Origin of the sequence: Stackebrandtia nassauensis DSM 44728 (genome assembly GCF_000024545.1) — a bacterium.
Lineage (GTDB): Bacteria > Actinomycetota > Actinomycetes > Mycobacteriales > Micromonosporaceae > Stackebrandtia > Stackebrandtia nassauensis.
Map to the genome: position 1 here is coordinate 6,458,462 of NC_013947.1, position 17,952 is coordinate 6,476,413.

A 17,952-nucleotide genomic window follows, 5' to 3' on the forward strand; every position below is an offset into this window, starting at 1 on the left:
TTCGCACCACCGATACGGCACAACAGACCCCCGAGGCCCCTGCGGCTGTCGGGGGTTCGTTGTGTTCGCGGATCGGTCGAGGTCACAGCAGTCCGGCCTCGGCCAGGATCTCGGCGATGCGGGTGGTCTCGGCGTCGGTCAGCGGGGACAGCGGCGGGTTGGTGGCGGGGTTCTTGATGATGTTTCGCAGTGCCAGCGCGGCCTTGAAGCCGCCGAGGGCACCGGCGGTGAAGCCGACGCGGGAGCGGTCGGCGACCGAGATGATCCGGAACAGGTCGAGCAGTCGTTCCTGTTCGGCGCGGGCGACTTGGCGGTCGCCCGCGCGGGCGGCGCGGTAGAGGCGGACGTAACCGTGCGGGTCGATGTTGCCCAGGCCGGGCACCAAACCCTTGGCGCCCAGGTCAAGGGAGACGTCGGCCAGCAGTTCCGAGCCGGTCAGCGCCGGGAAGTCCGGGAGTCGTCGGGTGATCTCGCGGAAGGTCACCAGGTCGCCGCTGGAGTCCTTCAGGGCCGCGATGGTGTTGGATTCGGCCAGTTCGCAGACCACGTCGGGGGTGATGCGGGACTGGGCGTTGCTGACGATGTCGTAGGCGATGACCGGGATGTCGACGGCGGCGGCGACGCGGCGGAAGTGCTCGGCGATCTCGGTGTCGTTGGGTTTGACGTAGAACGGCGTGGTCACTACGACGGCGTCGGCTCCGGCGATGACGGCTTGGCGGGCCAGGTCGATGACCCGCGCGGTGCCGGTGTCGATGGCTCCGGCCAGCAGTGGGACCGCGCCGTCGACGGCGTCGCGGGCGATGTCGAGGACCTCGCGTTGCCGTCGGGCGTCCAGCAGGGCGACCTCGCCGGTCGAGCCGCCGAGGAACACCCCGTCGACCCCGGCGTCCAGTTGGAAGGCGATCAGGCTTTCCAGTGAGGCGCGGTCGATCTCGCCGTCGGCGTCGAGCGGGGTGGCCAGCGGCGGAATCACGCCCTGGAGATCAAAGTCCACTGGTGAGTGTCCCTTCTGGTTTGGCGAAGGCGGGTGCCTCGGAGTCGGTTTTGAGTGCCCGGCCGATGCGGGCGGGGATGTCGAAGCCGATGATGAGCGCGACCAGGACGGTGAGGGAACCGGCCAGGATCATCAGGGCGTGGCCGAGGCTGTCCATCTCGGCGGCGATCGCGGCTCCGGCGAGCGGGGCCAGCGCGCCGCCGAGCGCGCCGACGTTGTAGCTGAAGCCCAGTCCGGCCGCGCGCAGCCTCGTCGGGAAGTGGTCGCCGATGTACTTGGGCAGCAGTCCGGAGATGCCCTGGCTGGTGGCCTGCATGACGAACAGCAGTATCCACAGTAGGACGATGTTCCCGGCGGGGAGGATGAACACCGGGACCACGAACAGCAGTGAGATGAACAGGCCGCCGACGTAGGTGACGCGGGTGCCGAGTCTGTCGGCGACCACGCCCGCGAGGCAGCAACCCGCGGCGTAGCCGAGTCCGGCCCAGGTCAGGGCGGTGGACACCTGTCCGGCGGTGTAGTGCAGTTCCGTCTTCAGGTAGGTGGGCAGCAGCGACTGGATCGGCCAGGAGTACAGGAAGGCCGAGAACACCGTCACCATGATCGCCAGCATCACCGGCCACAGTCGTCCGGCGACCTGGACGGTGAAGGCGACGAACCCGGCCACCGTCACCGCGATCAGTAGCCAGCCGAAGCCGCCGGTGTTCTCGCTGAACAGCAGGACCAGCGCGGCGGCCAGCACCGTGGCGAGCAGCGCGTTGGGCAGTCGTCGGCGGGGTGTGAACAGCACCGAGGAGGTGGCGACGTCCTTGTCGGCGCGGTCGCCGACCTCGGCCTGCCATTCGGCGGCCTCGGGCAGCGCGCGCCGCAGGTACAGGGTCAGCGCGATGGGCAGCAGGCCGGCGAAGAACAGCCAGCGCCAGCCGCCGAGCGGGACGATGACCTGGTAGGCGAGGGCGGCCACGACGGTGCCGATCGGGTAGGCCGACAGCAGGAAACCGGTGGCGCGGTTGCGCATCGACTTGGGCCAGGACTCCATGACGTAGGTGGCGCTGGAACCGTACTCCCCGGCCATGCCCAGTCCGACGATGGCGCGGAAGACGAACAGCGACCAGTAGCCCCAGGCCAGACCGCACAGCAGGCTGCCGACCGAGAAGGCGAGGATCGAGATGATCATCGCGGGTTTGCGTCCGAAGCGGTCGCCGATCGAGCCCAGCAGCAGGCCGCCGAGCCAGCGGGACACGAACGCGGCCGAGACCAGGGTGGCGGCGGCGGTGAGGCCGAGGTCGAACTCGTCGGCGATCTCGGTGAGCACCAGGGTGATCAGGATGAAGTCGAAACCGTCGAGCAGGTAGCCGAGCCAGGCGGCGAAGAACGCCTTGCGCTGCGGAGCGGACAGCTGCCGGAACGATCCCGCTATGCCGGTGGGCGATGCCATGGCGTGGACCTCCAGGAACGTTAGACATAGGATGTCCTATGTCTTGAGGTAACGTAACCCCGATCGGAGCACAATGCAAGCGTTCACAGCATCGGACCTGTACGGAGTCTGGGCCACCGCGCTGCTGCCGGTGACCGATACCGAGACCATCGACTTCGAGCGGCTGGAATCCGCCCTCGACGTGCTGCTGGACTCCGGCGTCCACGGGCTCTACACCAACGGCAGCGCCGGGGAGTTCCACACGCTCACCGAGATGGAGTACGACCGGCTGCACGAACTGTTCGCCGCCCGGTGCCGGGACGCGGGCATGCCGTTCCAGTTGGGCGCCAGCCATCCCAGCGGGCAGCTGTCGCTGGCGCGGATCCGCAGGGCCACGACGTTTCGGCCGGGCGCGATCCAGGTGATCCTGCCCGACTGGCTGCCGTTGCGGCCCGACGAGGTGATCGCGGCGGTGGCGCGGATGGCGGACGCGGCCGACGGGGTGCCGCTGGTGCTGTACAACCCGCCGTGCGCCAAGACCCGGCTCGACCCGGAGCTGTTCGGCCGGCTGGCCGAGGCGGTGCCGACGCTGATCGGCGTCAAGGTGCCCGGCGGCGACGCGGCGTGGTTCGCCCGGATGCGCGACGGCGCGGCGCGGCGGCTGGCGATCTTCGTCGCGGGCCACACGCTGGCCGCGAAGCTGCCGCTGGGAGCGTCCGGTTCATACTCCAATGTGGCCTGCCTGAGCCCGGCCGGGGCGGTGCGCTGGTACCAGCGGATGCTCGCCGACCCGCAGTCGGCGCTGGACACCCAGAAGCGACTGCTGACCTTCTTCGACGAGCACATCGCGCCGCTGGGCGCCCGGGGTTACAGCGACCCGGCGCTGGACAAGACGCTGGCCGCGATCGGCGACTGGGCGCCGATCGGCACCCGGGTGCGGTGGCCGTACGCCTCGGTACCGGCCGAACTGGTCCCGGGCCTGCGGGACGCGGCCCACCGCGCGGTGCCGGAACTGTTCAGCGGCGCGACGATCGCGAGCGGAGCCTAATATTGGGAACCGTGGACTCCACTTTGACCGGCGCACGCGCCAACCAGCGGGCCCTGCAGGAATCGATCAAGCGGCTGATCGTCGAACGCGGCCTGACGGCGGGCTCCCCGATGCCGCCCGAGCGCGAGCTCATCGAGGAGCTCGCGGTCAGCAGGCACCCGCTGCGCGAGGCCATGAAGGCGCTGGAAGCGCTGGGGATCGTGGACATCCGGCACGGGCACGGCACCTACGTGGGCTCGGTATCGCTGTCGGGGTTTGAGGCGGGACTGACATTCCACAGTGCCCTGTCGGCGCGCGGCGACCTGGGGGCGATCCGCGATCTGCTGGAGGTGCGGCAGGTGCTGGAGACCGGCCTGGCGCCGCGGGTGCTGGCCGCCTACGACGACATCGACGTCGCCGGGCTCACCGAGGCCGTCGAGACGATGGAGGCCGCCGCCGCGAACGACCGCTACGAGCCCGACGCGGACTGGCGGTTCCACGAGACGATCTACAAGCCGCTCGGCAACAAGCTCGTGCTCGACCTGCTCCAGGTGTTCTGGCGGGTGTTCCGCTCGCTGGACGCGCAGCTGCCCAGCGACGAGTACACCCCGGCGGTCAACGCGAGCTGGCACCGGGCCATCCTCGACGCCCTGATCCGCCGCGACGAACCCGGCCTGATCGCGGCGATCGACGACCACTTCCGGGGAATCCGCGCCCGCGTGTCCGGCTAGGGCCTGTGTGGGGGTTCGCTTCCGTCGCGAGCGGCCTCCAGGTGGCGATGCCCTGCGAAGCGGCATCGTTCGAGTTTCTCTGGCAAGGCGGAGGTGCGGCGGCATCCCGGTGTTGGATGTCGCCGTGCCGACAACGCCGCCAGGCGCCGCCTGGTGGGCGCGCAGCAGTAATGGAACTCCCACACAGGCCCTGGGTCCGTCCCGGACGACTCGCCGCCGCTTTCGCACGGTACCGGCCCGCCGGGTCACGTACTGTGACGATAGCCGTGACGAGGGGGACGTTATGGACAGCGCTGGTGACGACGCGGGCAGGGCACGGCGACAGTCCGATCCGGACGAAACCGGCCCGGCACCGTCCGACGAGGAGCCACCCGAGTGGCCGTTGCGGGAGACCGGCGGGGCCGCGCGGCCCGTGGCCGGGGACGAACCCGCCGAGGCGGGCGGCGTGGAGCCAGAGCCAGAGCCAGAGCCAGAGCCAGAGCCAGACAGGACGATGATCGTCCCGCTGGCCCCCGTCCGCTCCCCCGCCGCGGCCGAGACCGCGATCGTGCCCGGCTTGGGCGAGGCCACCGGGCACGCGCCGATCCCCGGCGAGGCCGAGCCGTCGAGCGGTTACCTTGTCGCACAGGGGTTGTCGGCCACCGGGCCGGAGGGCCCCGTCTTCACGTCGGTGTCGTTGACCGCCGAGCTCGGCGAGGTCGTCACGATCGTCGGCAACGCCGGAACCGGCCGCACCGCGCTGTTGCTGGCGCTGTCGGGCCGGTTCAAGTACCAGGCCGGGACGCTGACCGTCGCCGGGGACGGCCGTCCCGGGCGGATTCGGCAGCTGGTCGCCGTCGCCTGCGCTCCCCCCGCCGTGGTGTTCGAGGAGAACCACACCGTCGCCGCCGTGCTCACCGAGTCGGCGCTCGTCGGTGACGTCTCCGAGGCCGAGGTGCGCCGCCGCTGCGACGACCTGGGCCTCGAGCTCGACACCGGCGCCGCCTTCGGTCAGCTGCCGCGCGACGACCAGATGCTGCTGGCCCTGGCCTCCGCCTGGGCCACCGACCCTGGTGTCATCGCCGTGGACGACCTCGACTCCGGAGTGGACGACGCCGCCACCGCCCGGCTGTGGGCCGCCACCCGCGTCATCGCCGACGACCGTCGGCTGGTCCTGGCCACCGCCGTGCGGGCCGGATCCGGCTCCGACCGCGTTGTCCACCCCCGACCGCTGGCCTCGGCGCACGGGGCGCCGCGATGACCACCGTCCGTCCCACCGCAATCGACAGGGAGACGCCGCGATGACCGCCATTCGTCTGGCCTTTTTGGAGCTTCGCCGGTTCCGCGGACACCCGATCCGCTACGCCGCACTGGCCGTCGTCGTCCTGATGCCGCTGCTGTACGCCGGTCTGTACCTGTGGTCCGCCTGGGATCCCTACGGCAGCCTCGACAGGGTGCCCGTCGCCGTCGTCAACGAGGACGAGGGCGCCGAGATGGACGGCAAGAAGCTGCACGCCGGGAACGAACTCGTCAAGCAGCTCAAGGAAACCCCGTACTTGGACTGGAACTTCGTCTCCGCCGACGAGGCCGAGCGCGGCATGAGCGAGGGCGACTACTACTTCACCATCGCCGTCCCGGAGGACTTCTCCAAGAACCTGTCCACACTGTCCGGGCTGGATCCGGAGCGGGCGCACGTGCTCGTGGAACTCGACGACGCCAACGGTTACATCGTCGGCATCATGGCCAAGACCGTCGAGGCCGAACTCCAGAACCAGATCAACACCGCCGTCTACGTCACCTTCGCCAAGACCATGTTCGGCAACCTCACCGAACTCGACGAGGGCATCAAGAAGGCCGCCGACGGGGCCGACAAGATCGCCGACGGCGCCTACACCGCCGACGAGGGCGCCCAGGAGCTGGCCACGGGTCTCGGCAAACTCGAAACCGGCTCCGAACAGGTCGCCGACGGCGTCGGCACCGTCAACGACGCCGTGCAGGGCAACAAGGACACGCTGATCGGTTCCCTCGACACCATCAAGACCGGCGCCCAGATCGGCACCGACATCACCGACGACCTGGCCGGTGTGGACGAGGCGGAACTGGCCGAGATCTGCCAGGACGGCGGCCCGGTGTGCGACGCGGTGACCCAGGCCGTCCAGAAGGCCAAACAGGACCAGTCCAAAGTCGACTCGCTCAACGACGTCGTCCAGAACCTGTCCGGCGACAAGATCTCCCAGGACGCCCAGCAGATGCAGGACCTCGCCGACGGCGCCGACGAGGTCGCCGACGGCATCGCGCAGGCCCAGAAGGGCGCCAACGACCTGGCCGAGGGCACCGCGAAACTGTCCAAGGGCGCCGGTGAACTGTCGGACCAGCTTTCGCTCGCCTCCGACAAGATCCCGTCCGCCGACCCGGAACAGAACGCCAAGGCCGCCGACGTCCTGGGCTCCCCGGTGAGCATCAAGGAGGAGAACGCCAACCCGGCCAAGACCTACGGCCGCGGTCTGGCCCCGTTCTTCTTCGGCATCGCGCTGTGGGTGTTCGGCCTGGTCGCGTTCCTGGTGCTGCGCACCGTGAACCCCCGCGCCCTGGCGGGTTCGGTGGGCGCGTTCAGCACCGCGCTGGCGGGCTGGTTCCCGGCGCTGCTGTTGGGGATCCTCGGTTCACTGGCCCTGTACGTCGTCGCCGACGTCGGCCTGGGCCTCGATCCGATCAACATCGGCGGCACGATCGGCCTGTGTGTGCTGGCCATCGCGGTGTTCTCGGCGATGGCGCACCTGCTGCGACTGGCGTTCGGGGCGGCTGGTGGCGTCCTGGTCCTGGTGCTGCTCATGGTGCAGCTGACCTCTTCGGGCGGCCTCTATCCACTTCAGACGACGCCGGGGTTCTTCCAGGTGCTGCACCCGTGTCTGCCGATGAGCTACCTGGTGGACGGTCTGCGGGTGACCATCTCGGGCGGCAACGTCGACCATCTGTGGCGCGACGTGTGGGTGCTGGCCGCCTTCGGCGTCGGCACCGTCGCACTGTCGACACTGGTCACGATGTGGCAGCGCCGCTGGAGTATCTCGACGCTGCACCCGTCGCTGACCATCTAGGGCGTCAGGGAATCCCGGGCGATGTCGGCGAGGTCCTCGACGTGGGCGATGCCCTCGGCTTCGGTGTCGTTGCCGTTGGTCAGGACGGTGAGGTAGACCGGTTCGCCGTCGTGCGAGTCGATGACGCCCTCGCTGTGGGCCAGCCAGCCGTTGTCGCGGACGTCCCAGCCGTTCTTGAGCCAGGTGGTCTCGCCGTCGTTGGCGGCGGCGGTGACGCCCCAGGCCTGGGCGGGTTCGACGTCGCTCATGAGGTCCTCGACGACCCGGTGACTTTCGGGGGTCAGCAGCTCGGCTTCGAAGGCGGTGGTGAGGATCCGGGTCTGGTCGGCGGCGGTGGTCTCGTCGGTCCCCCAGCCGGGCGCGTCGACGCAGACGCCGGTGCCGCCGGGGATGTCGACCGGTTCGGACTCGGCCGCCAGCAGTTCGCACAGTTCGCTGGTGGCCTCGTTGTCGCTTTCGGTGATCATGCGTTCGGCGAGCGCGAGTTCCTTGGGCGGCAGGGTTTCGTCCTGGCGGGTGGCGAGCCAGCGGACCAGGATCTCGACCTTGACGACGCTGGCGGTCTCGTAGCGGGTGTCGGCGCCGTAGTCGAGGGTGGTGTCGCCGTGGCGCAGGGACACCGAGGCGATGAGGCCGGGGTGCTGCCGGACGTACGCGTCGAGGGTGTCGGTCAGGGTCGTCCGCTGTTCCGTGGTGGAGGGGGTGTCGTCGCCGGTGCTGTCGTTGGCTTTGGCGGCCGATCCCGCCTGGCACGCGGACAGGGCGAGGGTCGCGGCGGCGAGGCTTGCCAGGGCTGCCGCGACATAGGGGCGGAAATGTCGGTTACGAGGGGAAATGTCGCACCTCGACGGGTGTGTGGGGGTTCGATCACCCGCGACGATACGGGCAGATACCGGGTTCGCCAAGTGATCGACCGCGGGCGTGTGAGTTCATCGACAGTCGGTGGTGGGCCATTCACGCGCGGACAGACCGGAAAGTTCAACCGTTTCGCCTGAACGTCCGACACGACCGGTTGAGTACCCATCACCCAACCGTCACACACAGTGATCATGGGTACTTCGGAGTAACAGTAATGATTGTCAATTTACCGATAATTGAGACAACACTGTAGAAATCTTGTTGACGCAGGTAGACTCGCGGCAATCCGTGAATAGCGATGAGAATTTCGGGGCAATTCGTCGCATGTGAACCTCAGTGGAGTGTCTAAATCGGGCGCTCAGCATTATCACGCAGGGTTACATTTTTCCAGGTTTCTGTCGGGTATCTGACAGAAAATTCGCAGGCGGAAAGCATTGACGCCCAAGGGAAACCGCAGGCAAAATTCTTACGCGGGAGGTCGTCGCACCTTCGAAGCACCGGTCGGTTGACTCCGTGCCCCGGCCGTCGCTTTCGATCAGCACCCAATCAGGGTGTTGGGAGTGGCGACCTCCCGACCAATCTTCGGGGCAATCGACGACTTTCTTGTCGCCGCATCAGGAATCCATCAGCTCTTTCAGCGCATTCGTCGGCATTGGCCTGCGATGTCAACTTGAGTTGACGGAAGTGAGGTTGTCAATGTAGGTTGACAGGACTCGTGTGAAACCACTGCTCCGCAAGGGAGAACGACGATGTCCGTCACCACGCCCCCCACCGCTGTCGCCGCCCCGCCACCCGCTCAGCGTCCCCGCCGCACCCGTCGGTTGTGGACCGGGATCGTCGCCGGACCGCTGTTCCTCGCGGTGGCGATCGTCGCCGGGTTCACCAGGGAGGACTACGATCCGGCCCGGCATCCGGTCAGTTCGCTGTCGATCGGGCCGGGCGGGTGGGTTCAGATCGCCAACTTCATCGTCGCGGGGCTGCTCACGCTGGTCTTCGCCGTGCGGCTGCGGGCCGGGCTGAAGGCGTCCGGCAGGCGGACGTTCGCCGGGCCGCTGTTGATCGGCGTCTGGGCGGTGGGGCTCCTCGGGGCCGGGGTGTTCGTGGGCGACCCCATCAGCGGGTACCCCGCCGGTACTCCCGCCACCGGGATTCACACCTGGCACGGCCAGCTTCACGACGTCCCGTTCTCGGCCGCCGGTTTCCTGGCGATGACCGCCGCGTGCCTGGTGTTCGCCTTCCGCTTCGCGACCTGGCGACAGTTCGGGTGGGCCGGGTACTCCGGCCTCAGTGGACTCCTGGTCGCCGTCGGAATCGTCCTGTCCTCCGCCGGATTCGCGCAGGGCGATCTGGTCGACATCGCCGGGCTGTTGCAGCGCGCGACCGTGGCCGTCGGCCTGGCCTGGCTGACCGCGCTGGCGGTTCACGTGCGGAACTGTGGGCGTCGCTGACACGCTTCGCGATAAATCGGTAGCCCAAGATCGACGTCTGCGGGCAAACTGCCGGTATGACAGATATTGAGATCACAGTGCTCGATCCGCTCGAGCCCGACGACGTCGACGGGGCGATGGAAACCGCCGAACTGTCGATCCGTGAGGATGTTCCCGACTTTCCCGCGTTGAGCCGTGCGGAGTTCATCGTCCGCATGACCCGGCGGTCCAAGTCCCACCGCAAGCATCGCTTGATCGCCAAGGTGGACGGCACGGTTGTGGGCTACGCGAGTCTGCACATCCCGTTGCTGGAGAACAGGCACCTCATCGAGTTCGAACTGGAGGTGCGACCGGATCACCGGCGGCGTGGTATCGGCTCGGCGTTGCTCGCCGAGATCGAGCGCTACGCGCGGGCTGACGACCGCACCACCTTGCTCGTCTACATTCCCGACACGATTGATGGCAGGCCGCAGCTGCCGCACAACGGGCAGCACTTCGCGGCCAAGCAGGGTTTTGAGAAGAAGTCACAGGAGATCCGGCGCGCCGCCGACCTGACCGAGGTCGACGACGCCGCCTTGGACGAGTTGCTGGCGAAGTCCTGGACGAAGGCCGAGGGCTACGAGTTGATCCAGTGGATCAACGACTCGCCCGACGACGTCGTCGAGGCGCTGGCATACCTGGACAGCCGGTTGGTGACGGACTCTCCGATGGGCGACCTCAACTTCGAGGCCCCCAAGACCGATGTGGCCCGGATCCGGGAGCGGGAGTCGGACGGCAGGACGGCGGGCATCCTGCGCATCGCCACGGCGTTGCGACACAAGGAAAGCGGCACGGTGGCGGGCTGGACCGACATCGTGGTGGACCCGGGAGACGAGGACAACTGCTGGCAGGGCATCACCATTGTGGACCCTGACCACCGGGGTCACCGGCTCGGCACCATCCTCAAGATCGAGAACCATCGGCATGTCCTGCGTTACCGGCCGCGGATGCGGTACGTGACGACCTGGAACGCCGAGGCGAACGACTTCATGATCAACATCAACGAGGCCGTCGGCTATCGCGCCAGAGAGCGCTGGCTGGCCCTCGAGAAGGACCTCAAATAGTTTGCGAGGTCCCCATAGAACTGGGAGACTGTCCACATGGGCATTGAACTTATCGACGTCAACGACGCTGCCGCCGTAGAGCAGTTGCTCGACGTCAGACTCGCGGCTCACCAGGCCGACGAGCCGGACAATCCGGCGCCGTGCCGGGTGCACTTCCGGGTCAGCGTCGCGCAGCCCTCCGACGACGAGGAGATCCGTTTCTTCGGGGTGCGCGCCGACGATCGCGTCGTCGGTTACGCGGCGCTGCACTTCCCGATCAAGGACAACCTGCACTTCGCCTACGCCGACGTGTTCGTCCATCCTGAGCATCGGCGACAGGGCCTCGGACGCTCCCTCGTGGAGCATGTCAAGACGGTGACCCGCGACGCCGGACGCAAGAACATCAACATCGATGTGGTCGGCGTCTGGGAGAACGGGCCGAAGCGTTTCGAGGGCGGGCGCGCCCTGCTGGAGTCGTGCGGTTTCAAGGTCGCGCTGACCTCGGTGAACCGGCACGCCGACATCACGGCGCTCGACCCGGCCGAGGAGCAGCGGCTGCTCGACGAGTCGCTGGCCAAGTCGGCCGAGTACGAGACGATCGCGTGGCACCACCGGGTTCCGGAGGAGCTGCTGCCGCCGCTGGCACAGCTGAACAGCATCTTCCTGAGCCAGGCGCCGCTGGGCGATCTGGCACTGGAGGAGGAGAAGCTGGACGCCGACCGGATGCGCAAGTCCGGGGAGCGTTCCATCGCGCGCGGCATCGAGGTGATGGGCGTCGTGGCCCGCCGCAAGGGCAGCACCGAGCTGGCGGCCACGTCCGTCATCGGGGTGCCCACCGAGCCCGGCGACGTCGGGCACCAGTGGATCACCCTTGTGGACCCGGCGCACCGGGGCCACCGGCTGGGCATGCGCGTGAAGGTGGAGAACCTGCGGCAGCTGCGGGTGGTGCGGCCGAAGGTGACGCGCATCTGCACCGACAACGCCGACTCCAACGCGCACATGATCGCCATCAACGAGGCGCTCGGCTTCAAGGCCGTCGACGCCCTGTACGAGTACCAGGCAGACGTCTGAGTGACGTCGCTCTAAGACCTATCCATTCTCGGGTAGTTCCCGCCGACTGAACACTGGAATCGTGATCTTCCGTGGCTGGTCGGCGGGTTTTCGTTTGCACTCGACGCAAGATGATGTCATGATGGCGTCATTCTTGCACCCCAGTCACGGGAGACTTCATGGACATCAGCAAGCTTCACCCCGAGGACACCGCCGCGATCGACGAGCTGTGGGAGATGTGGCGACTAGGCGTGGAACGGGACACCGCGTCACCAAAGCTGCGGACGTACTCCAAGACGATATTCCTGGCCCAGCTGGGCAACATCCATCCCGACGAGCACAACGAGTTCCGGGTGGCACGGGTCGACGGCCGGATCGTCGGCTTCGTTCAGATCGGCGTGCCGTTGCGGGACAACAAACACGCCGCCCACATCCACGGCACCGTCCACCCGGAATACCGACGGCGCGGCATCGGCACGGCGCTGCTGACGCAGGCCACCCAGTCGAGCCGGGACCAGGGACGGACGCTTCAGACCTCCAACACCCTCGAAACGCTGCCGGACGGTCCACTGTGTGACCACGCGGGGCGGGATTTCCTGCTGCACCACGGTTTCGCGGTCGGCCTGCCCATGCGGCTGCGCGCCCTGAGGCTGAGCGACAGCGAGGGCGAGATCGAGCGGGAACTGCTGGACGAGTCCTGGCCGAAGGCCGAGGGCTACGAGCTGGTGCAGTGGACCGGCGCCACCCCGGCCGAGCACGTCGACGGCGCCGCCGCGCTGGCCAGCCGCCTGATGTCCGACGTGCCCCAGGGTGACCTGGACTTCGAGGAGGTCATCTTCGACGCGGAACGGTACCTGCGCAAAGAATCCGTGGACTTCCAGAGTGGCTGGGACTTCACCTGCACCTACGTGCGGCACGTCGAGTCCGGGGAGTTGGTCGCCCACAGTGTCATCGCCGTGAGCAGCGACCACCCCAGCGTCGGCAACCAGTGGATCACGCTGGTGCACCCCGACCACAGGGGACACCGGCTGGGAATGATCGTGAAGGTCGAGAACCATCGGCTGCTGCGCCGCACCAAACCCGAGGTCACCTGGATCAAGACCGGCAACGCCGAGTCCAACGAGCACATGGTGGCCATCAACGAACAGCTCGGGTTCACCGAGCTCTGCCGGTACATCGCCTTCCAGCGCGAGATCTGAGGAGTGACCCCAATGGATATAACGAGACTTCGTCCCGAGGACACCGCGGCCGTCGACGAACTGTGGGACATGTGGAGGGTCGCCAGGAAACACGACTGTCCGGAGTTCCAGAGGCCGTTCTCGAAGGCGATCTTCCTCGCCGACCTCAACGAGATCAATCCCGAGGAACGGCACGAGTGGCGCGTGGCCAGGATCGACGGCCGAATCGTCGGTAGCGTCCACATCGGCATGTTTCTGGGGGACAACGAACACCTCCTGTCCACCGACATCTCGGTACACCCCGGGTTCCGGCGCCGGGGCGTGGGCACCGCGCTGCTGGACGCGGCGACCCGAGCCGGACGCGAGGCCGGACGCACGGTCCTGTCCGCCGCAGCCGCCGAGCCGCTGCCGGGCGGGCTGGCCCGTACCACCGACGGCCGGGATTTCCTGCTCCACCACGGTTTCAAGGTCGGCAACACCGTTCGTTCCCGGATCCTCGAGCTGAGCTCGATCGAGGGCGCTGTCGAGCGGGAACTGCTCGACGAGTCCTGGCCGAAGGCCGAGGGATACGAACTGGTGCAGTGGACCGGTGCCACGCCGAGCGAACACGCCGCCGGAGCCGCCGCGCTGGCCAGCCGTCTGGTGTCCGATGTGCCCTTCGGTGACCTGGACATCGAGGAGGTCACCTACGACACCGACAGATACCTGCGCAAGGAGTCCATTGAGATGCGACGCGGGTTCGACTTCGCCTGCACCTACGTAAAGCACGTGGCCAGTGAGGAACTCGTCGCTCACAGTGTGATCTCGGTGAACAGCGAAGCCCCGCAGTATGGTGGTCAGTGGATCACGCTGGTGCATCCCGATCACCGGGGTCATCGTTTGGGCATGATCGTCAAAATCGAGAATCACCGGCTGCTGCGCCGCACCCACCCGGGGGTCCGCTGGATCGAAACCGCCAATGCCGAGGTCAACTCGCACATGGTCGCGATCAACGAACGGCTCGGGTTCACCGAGCTGTTCCGGCACCTCGATTTCCAGCGAGAGATCTGACGCAGGAGGCGACAGTGGACATCACCCGACTGCTCCCCGAGGACACCCCGATGATGGACGCCTTCTGGGAGCTGTACACCGATGTCTTCGAACACGATCAGCCCGGATCGCCTCCAGCGCAACGCAAGTCGGCCGAGGTCGACATCGCGAACCTGCGGTCCGACATGCGGCAGGAGTACCACCTGGCGCATGTCAACCAGCAGCTCGCCGGTTACGTCCGGTTGCTGTTCCCGTTGCTGGACAACAAGCACTTCATGTACGTCAACGGTTGCGTCCGTCCCGAACACCGCCGCCGCGGCGTCGGCTCCGAGCTGTTGGAGCTGGCGCTGCGGCGCGGGCGCTCGTGCGGCCGCGTCACGATCGGCGCCCACACCAGCGAACCGCTGCCCGGCGGTCCCTACCGCTCGACCTCGGGTCGGGATTTTCTGCGTGCCAAGGGTTTCGACCTCGCCCACTCGATGCGGGACTTCAGCGTCGATCTGGAGAACATCAAGGAGAAGATCGAGGAGGACCTGGTCGACGAGTTCCTGCCGCACGCGTGGGAGTACGAACTGCTCAGCTGGTCCGGCCCGACACCCGAGGAGCACCTTCCCGCCGTGACGGCGCTGGCCAACCGGTTCGTGTCCGAGGTGCCGCTCGGCGATCTGGCGCTGGAGGACAAGAACATCGACGTGGAGCGGCAGCGCGCCGCCGAGTCCCTGGACGCGGTGCGGGGCCGCACGAACGTCAGCGCCTACGCCCGGCACCCGGCCAGCGGCGAGCTGGTCGCGCACAGCGTCATCTCCGTCGACGACGAGTCGCCCGAGTTCGCCCACCAGCAGGTGACGCTGGTCCACCCCGAGCACCGGGGGCACCGGCTGGGGACGCTGGTCAAGATTGAAAGCCACCGGCTGCTGCGGCGCGAGTTCCCCGGGGTGCGGACGCTGTTCACGTCCGTGGCCGAGGTCAACACCCACATGCTGGCGATCAACGAGCGGCTCGGCTTCGTCGAGGTCGACCGGCAGCTCGACTTCCAGCGAACTATCTGACACCCCCGTGTTACACACCGCCGACAACCCGTCCGGCATCATGTAACACATGACGCATCCACTGCTCGCCAAGCACCGAGACACCCTCGACAACGCGCTGGCCGCGATCGCGGACCGCGGCTACTTCTCGATCTATCCCGAGTCGCCGAGTCCCCGCGTCTACGGCGAAACCGCCGCCGATGACGGCAAGGCGGCCTTCACGGCGCTGCTGGGGCAGCGTTTCGACATCGACCAGCCTGGCGTCCGCGACCACGTCGCGACCGAGGACAGCCCCTTCGGGATCGACCTGGGGGTCGAGTACCCGCGCACCGAGCCGGGCGCGCTCATCGACGCCGCGACCGCCGCCTGGCCGAGCTGGCGCGACGCCGATCCGGCCACCCGCGCCGGGGTCTGCATCGAGATCCTGGAGCGCATCCACAAAGACGTGTTCACCATGGCCAACGCGGTGCACGCCACCACCGGCCAGCCGTTCGTGATGGCCTTCCAGGCCGGTGGCCCGCACGCCCTGGACCGGGGCCTGGAGGGCGTCGCCTACGGCTACTTCGAGCAGACCCGCACCCCCGCCACCTCCTACTGGGAGAAACCGGCCGGCAAGGGCCAGGTGCTGGCGATGGAGAAGACCTTTACGGTCGTGCCGCGCGGCGTCGCGCTCGTCGTCGCCTGCGCCACCTTCCCGACCTGGAACTCCTACCCGGGGCTGTTCGCGTCGCTGGTCACCGGCAACCCGGTGATCGTCAAGCCGCACCCGAACGCGGTGCTGCCGCTGGCGCTGACCGTGCGGCACGCCCGCGAGGTGCTGGCCGAGGCCGGGTTCGACCCGAACCTGGTGACGCTGGCCGCCGAGCGGCCCGACGACCGGATCGCCGCGAGCCTCGCCACCGACCCGCGAGTGCGCATTGTGGACTTCACCGGTTCCACGTCCTTCGGGACCTGGCTGGAGGACAACGCCCGCCACGCGGCCGTCTACACCGAGAAGGCCGGGGTCAACACCGTCGTCATCGACTCGACCGAGGACTTCAAGGGGCTGTGCCGCAACCTGGCCTTCACCCTGTGCCTCTACAGCGGACAGATGTGCACGACGACGCAGGCGATCTTCCTGCCGTCCGACGGCATCGACACCCCCGAGGGCCACCTGTCCGCCGACGAGGTGATCGCGGGAATCGCCGGCGCGGTGGAGAAGCTCACCGGCGACGACGCCAAGGCCGTCGAGCTGATCGGCGCCGTCTCGGCCGGGGTCGCCGACCGGGTGGGCGACGCGGCCGGACTCGGCGAGGTCGTGCTGGCCTCCCGCGCCATCACGCATCCGTCCTATCCGGACGCCCGGGTGCGGACTCCGCTGCTGCTCAAGGTGACCGCCGAGGCCCGCAAGTCCTACGGCACCGAGTGCTTCGGCCCGATCGCCTTCTTCGTCACCACCTCGGGCACCGCCGAGAGCCTGAACCTGGTGCGCGAGGTCGTCACCGAGCAGGGCGCGCTGACCATGGGTGTCTACTCCACCGACGACGCGGTGCTGGACGCCACCGAGCAGGTCTCGCGCGACGTAGCGGTCCACCTGTCGCGCAACCTGTACGGCGGCGTGTTCGTCAACCAGACCGCCGCGTTCTCGGACTTCCACGCCTCGGGAGGCAACCCGGCCGCCAACGCCAGCCTCGTCGACGGCGCCTATGTGTCCGGACGGTTCCGGGTGATCGAGTCGCGGCGGCACGTGCCGCCGCGCGCCAACTCGTTATCCCGCACACGGGAAAGAACGATTTCACCGCTGGTTGTGCTGGTGTAGCCTCCTTTTCCGTCGGCCGCGCGCCCGCGAGGCCGGAGTACGCACAGTGAGAAGGAAGTACATGGCACAAGGCTCCGTCAAGTGGTTCAACGCCGAGAAGGGTTACGGCTTCCTGGCCGTGGACGGCGGCGAGGACGTCTTCGTCCACTTCTCGGCAATCCAGGCGGACGGATACCGTTCGCTGGAAGACGGTCAGCGCGTGGAGTTCGACATCGCCCAGGGCCAGAAAGGCCCGCAGGCGGAGAACGTGCGCATCGTCTGAGACGTCGGACGGCGCGAGTCAGCGCAAAACCAGGATGGGTACCTTGTGTGTTCACAAGGTACCCATTCTCTTCGTCTGGAGCAGGTGCGATGAGCGAGGCCCACAGCGACACGACCGTCCCGCCCTCATCGGATCCGTTGGTGCCCAGGGATTTCAACGAGTGGACCCTCAACGTCTACGGGATCTTCAAACGCAGCGGCTACCGGATCATGGGCATCGTCCTACTGTGGAGCATCATTCCGGTCGTCGCCGGGGTCTGGACGTCGAGTCAGCTGCTGCGCATCACCGACCGGCTCAACAAGGCACTGCCCGCCGACCAGACCACGCTGACGCCCGCGCAGACCGAAACCATGTGGGCCCACGTCACCGAGGCGCTGAGCTGGTCGGGCATCGCGGTCGCGGTGTCGCTGGCGCTGTCGTACTTCACCGCCGCCGGGTGGGCCGCCGCGCTGCGGGTGGCCGTCACCGACGCCGCGGGCAAACCCATCGGCTTCGGCGAGGCGATGGCCTACGGCGCCCGCAAGGGCCTGTCCATGTGGGGCTGGTACCTGCTGGTCTCGCTGTGCGCCATGGTCGGCGCCTGCCTGTGCGTGCTGCCCGGCCTGTACATGGCGGTGGCGTTCGCGCTGTTCGCGCCGGTGGTGGTCCTCGAGGGCGGGATGGCCATGGCCCGGTCGTTCCGGTTGGTGCACAACGCTTTCGGGAAGATGCTCGGCCGGATCGCGCTCAGCTTCGCCGGGGTCCTGTCGGTCGGGCTGGTCCTGTACGTCCTCCAGCTCCTCATCGCCGGGTTCGGACTCGGCAGCGACGGGATGTCGCCGTCCTCGCCGCTGGACCTGTTCGCCGACGGGGTGTTCGCGCTCGCCAGCGCCGTGCTGACGGCCGTGATCCTCATCTCCGGTCTCCTCGTCACCTACGCGGAGGCACGGGCCCGCGAAGACGGCTCCGCCACCACCGTTGAGCTGCTGGAGCGGTCGCCGTCCTGAGCAGTGCCGAC

General features: G+C 67.9%; 16 protein-coding genes. 13 read left to right on the forward strand and 3 right to left on the reverse strand.

Annotation, left to right across the window (positions count from 1 at the left end; genetic code table 11):
• Positions 1–82 precede the first annotated feature (82 nt).
• Both SNAS_RS30185 and SNAS_RS30190 read right to left on the reverse strand, forming a co-directional pair.
• Positions 83–994 (reverse strand): dihydrodipicolinate synthase family protein, encoded by a 912-nt coding sequence (locus SNAS_RS30185; protein ID WP_013021294.1) that lies wholly within the window; start codon positions 992–994, stop codon positions 83–85.
• Positions 984–2,432 carry a sialate:H+ symport family MFS transporter gene (locus SNAS_RS30190; RefSeq protein WP_013021295.1) on the reverse strand — a complete coding sequence of 483 codons (1,449 nt, stop codon included), beginning with the start codon at positions 2,430–2,432 and terminating at the stop codon, positions 984–986. The genes SNAS_RS30185 and SNAS_RS30190 overlap by 11 nt, the downstream gene beginning before the upstream one ends.
• A 73-nt stretch (positions 2,433–2,505) precedes the next feature.
• Between SNAS_RS30190 and SNAS_RS30195 the strand changes: the two genes are divergently transcribed.
• From SNAS_RS30195 to SNAS_RS30210, 4 genes are all read left to right on the forward strand, one after another.
• Positions 2,506–3,459, forward strand: a complete 954-nt coding sequence (locus SNAS_RS30195; RefSeq protein WP_013021296.1) for a dihydrodipicolinate synthase family protein — start codon at positions 2,506–2,508, stop codon at positions 3,457–3,459.
• 2 nt (positions 3,460–3,461) lie between these two features.
• Complete coding sequence (locus tag SNAS_RS30200; RefSeq protein WP_013021297.1) at positions 3,462–4,169, forward strand: FadR/GntR family transcriptional regulator; 708 nt, start codon at positions 3,462–3,464, stop codon at positions 4,167–4,169.
• A gap of 283 nt (positions 4,170–4,452) precedes the next feature.
• On the forward strand, positions 4,453–5,409 hold the full coding sequence (locus tag SNAS_RS30205) for an ATP-binding cassette domain-containing protein (protein WP_013021298.1): 957 nt from the start codon (positions 4,453–4,455) through the stop codon (positions 5,407–5,409).
• A 40-nt stretch (positions 5,410–5,449) separates the two neighbouring features.
• Positions 5,450–7,243, forward strand: a complete 1,794-nt coding sequence (locus tag SNAS_RS30210; RefSeq protein WP_013021299.1) for a YhgE/Pip family protein — start codon at positions 5,450–5,452, stop codon at positions 7,241–7,243.
• Here SNAS_RS30210 and SNAS_RS30215 read toward each other — a convergent pair.
• Positions 7,240–8,148, reverse strand: a complete 909-nt coding sequence (locus SNAS_RS30215) for a serine hydrolase (protein WP_013021300.1) — start codon at positions 8,146–8,148, stop codon at positions 7,240–7,242. The two genes, SNAS_RS30210 and SNAS_RS30215, sit on opposite strands and share 4 nt — an antisense overlap.
• A gap of 702 nt (positions 8,149–8,850) precedes the next feature.
• Here SNAS_RS30215 and SNAS_RS30220 point away from each other — a divergent pair.
• The 9 genes from SNAS_RS30220 to SNAS_RS30260 all read left to right on the forward strand — a co-directional run bounded on the left by SNAS_RS30220 (position 8,851) and on the right by SNAS_RS30260 (position 17,941).
• On the forward strand, positions 8,851–9,549 hold the full coding sequence (locus SNAS_RS30220; RefSeq protein WP_013021301.1) for a DUF998 domain-containing protein: 699 nt from the start codon (positions 8,851–8,853) through the stop codon (positions 9,547–9,549).
• Positions 9,550–9,605: 56 nt separating this feature from the next.
• Positions 9,606–10,631 carry a GNAT family N-acetyltransferase gene (locus SNAS_RS30225; RefSeq protein ID WP_013021302.1) on the forward strand — a complete coding sequence of 342 codons (1,026 nt, stop codon included), beginning with the start codon at positions 9,606–9,608 and terminating at the stop codon, positions 10,629–10,631.
• Between the two features lie 36 nt (positions 10,632–10,667).
• On the forward strand, positions 10,668–11,681 hold the full coding sequence (locus SNAS_RS30230; RefSeq protein ID WP_013021303.1) for a GNAT family N-acetyltransferase: 1,014 nt from the start codon (positions 10,668–10,670) through the stop codon (positions 11,679–11,681).
• 158 nt (positions 11,682–11,839) lie between these two features.
• A complete protein-coding gene (locus SNAS_RS30235; protein ID WP_013021304.1) occupies positions 11,840–12,859 on the forward strand; it encodes a GNAT family N-acetyltransferase in 1,020 nt (339 codons plus the stop codon).
• Between the two features lie 12 nt (positions 12,860–12,871).
• Positions 12,872–13,888, forward strand: coding sequence for a GNAT family N-acetyltransferase (locus SNAS_RS30240; protein ID WP_013021305.1), 1,017 nt, complete (start codon positions 12,872–12,874; stop codon positions 13,886–13,888).
• Positions 13,889–13,902: 14 nt separating this feature from the next.
• Positions 13,903–14,916: a GNAT family N-acetyltransferase gene (locus SNAS_RS30245; protein ID WP_013021306.1), complete on the forward strand. Its 1,014-nt coding sequence runs from the start codon at positions 13,903–13,905 to the stop codon at positions 14,914–14,916.
• Between the two features lie 49 nt (positions 14,917–14,965).
• On the forward strand, positions 14,966–16,693 hold the full coding sequence (gene paaN / locus SNAS_RS30250) for a phenylacetic acid degradation protein PaaN (RefSeq protein ID WP_013021307.1): 1,728 nt from the start codon (positions 14,966–14,968) through the stop codon (positions 16,691–16,693).
• A gap of 61 nt (positions 16,694–16,754) precedes the next feature.
• Positions 16,755–16,955: a cold-shock protein gene (locus tag SNAS_RS30255; RefSeq protein ID WP_013021308.1), complete on the forward strand. Its 201-nt coding sequence runs from the start codon at positions 16,755–16,757 to the stop codon at positions 16,953–16,955.
• Between the two features lie 89 nt (positions 16,956–17,044).
• On the forward strand, positions 17,045–17,941 hold the full coding sequence (locus tag SNAS_RS30260) for a hypothetical protein (RefSeq protein ID WP_013021309.1): 897 nt from the start codon (positions 17,045–17,047) through the stop codon (positions 17,939–17,941).
• The last annotated feature ends 11 nt before the right edge of the window (positions 17,942–17,952 follow it).

Excerpts from the sequence above, each read along its gene's own strand:
- SNAS_RS30260 (WP_013021309.1), top strand. The coding sequence starts at position 17,045 with ATGAGCGAGGCCCACAGCGACACGACCGTCCCGCCCTCATCGGATCCG.
- SNAS_RS30255 (WP_013021308.1), top strand. The coding sequence starts at position 16,755 with ATGGCACAAGGCTCCGTCAAGTGGTTCAACGCCGAGAAGGGTTACGGC.
- SNAS_RS30210 (WP_013021299.1), top strand. The coding sequence starts at position 5,450 with ATGACCGCCATTCGTCTGGCCTTTTTGGAGCTTCGCCGGTTCCGCGGA.
- SNAS_RS30225 (WP_013021302.1), top strand. The coding sequence starts at position 9,606 with ATGACAGATATTGAGATCACAGTGCTCGATCCGCTCGAGCCCGACGAC.
- SNAS_RS30240 (WP_013021305.1), top strand. The coding sequence starts at position 12,872 with ATGGATATAACGAGACTTCGTCCCGAGGACACCGCGGCCGTCGACGAA.
- SNAS_RS30205 (WP_013021298.1), top strand. The coding sequence starts at position 4,453 with ATGGACAGCGCTGGTGACGACGCGGGCAGGGCACGGCGACAGTCCGAT.
- SNAS_RS30190 (WP_013021295.1), bottom strand. The coding sequence starts at position 2,432 with ATGGCATCGCCCACCGGCATAGCGGGATCGTTCCGGCAGCTGTCCGCT.
- SNAS_RS30235 (WP_013021304.1), top strand. The coding sequence starts at position 11,840 with ATGGACATCAGCAAGCTTCACCCCGAGGACACCGCCGCGATCGACGAG.
- SNAS_RS30220 (WP_013021301.1), top strand. The coding sequence starts at position 8,851 with ATGTCCGTCACCACGCCCCCCACCGCTGTCGCCGCCCCGCCACCCGCT.
- SNAS_RS30230 (WP_013021303.1), top strand. The coding sequence starts at position 10,668 with ATGGGCATTGAACTTATCGACGTCAACGACGCTGCCGCCGTAGAGCAG.
- paaN (WP_013021307.1), top strand. The coding sequence starts at position 14,966 with ATGACGCATCCACTGCTCGCCAAGCACCGAGACACCCTCGACAACGCG.
- SNAS_RS30195 (WP_013021296.1), top strand. The coding sequence starts at position 2,506 with ATGCAAGCGTTCACAGCATCGGACCTGTACGGAGTCTGGGCCACCGCG.